Here is a 2,705-nt window from a genome sequence, read left to right as displayed (position 1 = left end):
ACGAGGCCGCGGCCCTGCAGGCCGACCTGTCCCCAGAGTTCGTCGCCCGCACCTCCAATGCCACCCTGTCTGGACTCTGGATCGACGCCCTGCGCGGCGACCGATCCGGTGCAACCACGAAGCTGCTGGAGCACGCAGCGGTCGTGACCGCCCGCGGACACGTCGTGCTCGCATCCACGCTCCTTCACGCGGCGGCGCGACTCGGCGCCGCCGCGACGGCCGCTCCCCTGCTCACGCGGCTCGAGGCATCCACGACCTGCCGGCTCATCGCGGCTCGGGCTGCCCACGCTCGAGCGGAGGCCGCCGGATCCGCCGCCGACCTGGCCGCGGCCGGTGAGTCTTGGGAGCAGCTCGGCAGCATGCTCTTCGCCGCGGAGTGCTTCGCGTCGGCAGCGAGAGCCGCCCTGCGCTCTGACCACGCACGGGAGGCAGCTGCGCATCAGAACAAGGCGGACGCGCTCGCCAAGGAGTGCGAGGACGCATCCACTCCGCTGCTCCAGTTTGCCGACGCACCGGAGCCGCTCACCGCTCGAGAGCGCGAAGTTGCCGCGCTCGCCTCGCAGGGGCTCAGCAGCGCTGAGATCGCCGAGAGGCTCTTCCTCTCGCCCCGCACGGTCGACAACCACCTGCAGTCGACCTACGCCAAGCTCGGCATCCGCGGTCGCAGCGAGCTGCAGTCGAACTAGGCTCCGACGATCTCGGCGCGCAGGCCCTCGAGACGCTGCTCTACCTGCGCGATGATCTCGGCGGGCACGGCCAGGTCGTCGAGAGTCACGGAGAGGTGCCGCACGATCGAGTCGAAGGCCTCATCGGTGATCTCCATGCCGGCGTGTGCCTCGCCGAGGTCTCGGCCGGCGAACACGGGAGGGCCGTCGAGCGCCGCTGACAGGAACGCTCGCTGGTGCGCCCGCAGTCGCGACAGGTCGATCCCGTCGAACCACTTCGCCAGATCGGGGTCGTCGGTCACCCGGTTGTAGAAGACCGTCACCGCGGTCTTCACCGCTGCCTGGCCGCCGACCTGCTCAAAGAGCGTCACGTGCGCCTCCCCCGTTGGTGCAGTCGATGGATTCCATCGTGCTGCCTCGACGATACAGCCCTAGAGCGCCAGAGCGTGCTGCACGGTGGCCGACAGGGATTCAGCGATGCGCTGTGCATCCTCCTGCGATGCGGCCTCGACCATGACGCGCACCATCGGCTCCGTGCCAGACGGCCGGAGAAGCACGCGGCCAGCCGAGCCGAGCTCGAGCTCTGCCTCGCGCACGGCGGCGGCGATCTCCTCGTTGCCAGCCAGGGCGCGGTGGTCGACGCCGCGCACGTTGATCATGACCTGGGGGAACACGGTCATGACCGAGGCGAGCTCTTCGAGCGACTTGCCGCTGCGGGCCATCTCCGACACGACCTGGAGTCCGGTGAGGATCCCGTCGCCGGTGGTGGCGTGCGACGTCATGATGACGTGGCCGCTCTGCTCCCCGCCGAGCGAGAGTCCGTGCTCGGTGAGCGCCTCGAGAACGTAGCGGTCGCCGACGGCGGTCTGCAGCATCCGGATGCCGTGCTGCTCCATCGCGACACGCAGTCCGAGGTTGCTCATGACGGTCGCGACGAGAGTGTCGTCTTTGAGCAGGCCGCGCTGCTTCATCGAGATGGCGAGGATCGCCATGATCTGGTCGCCGTCGACGACCGTGCCGTTCGCGTCGACCGCGAGGCAGCGGTCCGCGTCGCCGTCGTGGGCGATGCCGACGTCGGCGCCGTGCTCCAGCACCGCGGCAGAGAGCACGTCGAGGTGGGTTGATCCCACGCCGTCGTTGATGTTGTAGCCGTCGGGGTCTGCACCGATCACGGTGACCTTCGCCCCGGCATCCGTGAACACCTCTGGCGAGATTCCGGCTGCGGCGCCATGCGCACAGTCGAGAACGACGTGGATGCCGTCGAGCCGGGTGTCAAGGGTCGACAGCAGGTGCACGACGTAGCGGTCTTCAGCATCCGCGAAGCGGCGGATTCTGCCGACCTCGAGCCCCGTCGGCGCGAGCTTCTGCTGCGTCAGCGCCTCCTCGATGCGGTCCTCGACCACATCAGGCAGCTTGGTGCCGCCAACGGCGAAGAACTTGATGCCGTTGTCGGGAGCCGGGTTGTGCGACGCCGAGATCATGACGCCGAAGTCGGCCTTGAAGTCCGCGATGAGGAACGCCGCGGCGGGGGTCGGGATGACGCCGGCGTCATAGACGTCGACACCAGAGCTCGAGAGCCCCGCTGCGACCGCTGCCGAGATGAACTCCCCGGAGACACGGGGGTCGCGGGCGATCACCGCGACAGGTCGACGCCCGGAAGCGCGCCTGCCGTCGGCGAATCGTCCTTTGCCGAGCACGACCGCCGCCCCCTGTGCGAGGGCGAGGGCGAGCTCGACAGTGATCTCGCGGTTAGCGAGACCCCTGACGCCGTCAGTACCGAAGAGCCGTGCCATGGTGGCAGGAGTCGGTGGTGATTAGCGCTTCGAGAACTGCGACGCCTTGCGGGCCTTCTTGAGACCAGCCTTCTTGCGCTCGATGACACGAGGGTCACGAGTGAGGAAGCCGGCCTTCTTGAGCGCCGGGCGGTTGTTCTCGCGGTCGATCTCGTTGAGCGAGCGCGCGATGGCGAGGCGCATGGCGCCTGCCTGGCCCGAGGGGCCGCCGCCGGTGATCTTTGCGATCACGTCGTAGCTGCCGAGG

Annotated in this window: 4 protein-coding genes; 1 reads left to right on the top strand and 3 read right to left on the bottom strand. The window is 68.8% G+C overall.

Annotation, left to right across the window (positions count from 1 at the left end; translation table 11 throughout):
- A partial coding sequence (locus tag AC14A7_RS00840; RefSeq protein WP_484005987.1) for a helix-turn-helix transcriptional regulator occupies nt 1–686 on the top strand: 686 nt, incomplete at its 5' end.
- Here the strand turns inward: AC14A7_RS00840 and AC14A7_RS00835 are convergent.
- The 3 genes from AC14A7_RS00835 to rpsI form a co-directional block, all read right to left on the bottom strand.
- Complete coding sequence (locus tag AC14A7_RS00835) at nt 683–1,036, bottom strand: group I truncated hemoglobin (RefSeq protein WP_484005986.1); 354 nt, start codon at nt 1,034–1,036, stop codon at nt 683–685. The genes AC14A7_RS00840 and AC14A7_RS00835 overlap by 4 nt on opposite strands.
- Nucleotides 1,037–1,096: 60 nt before the next feature.
- Complete coding sequence (gene glmM, locus AC14A7_RS00830) at nt 1,097–2,458, bottom strand: phosphoglucosamine mutase (protein ID WP_484005985.1); 1,362 nt, start codon at nt 2,456–2,458, stop codon at nt 1,097–1,099.
- A gap of 21 nt (nt 2,459–2,479) precedes the next feature.
- Nucleotides 2,480–2,705 (bottom strand): 30S ribosomal protein S9 (gene rpsI, locus AC14A7_RS00825; RefSeq protein ID WP_484005984.1); only part of this gene is annotated, 226 nt, incomplete at its 5' end.

The sequence above is a fragment of the Conyzicola sp. genome (assembly GCF_057073975.1).
This window is presented reverse-complemented; position numbering and strand designations above follow the sequence as displayed.

Coding starts and splice junctions, on each gene's coding strand:
- glmM (WP_484005985.1), bottom strand. CDS start 2,458: ATGGCACGGCTCTTCGGTACTGACGGCGTCAGGGGTCTCGCTAACCGC.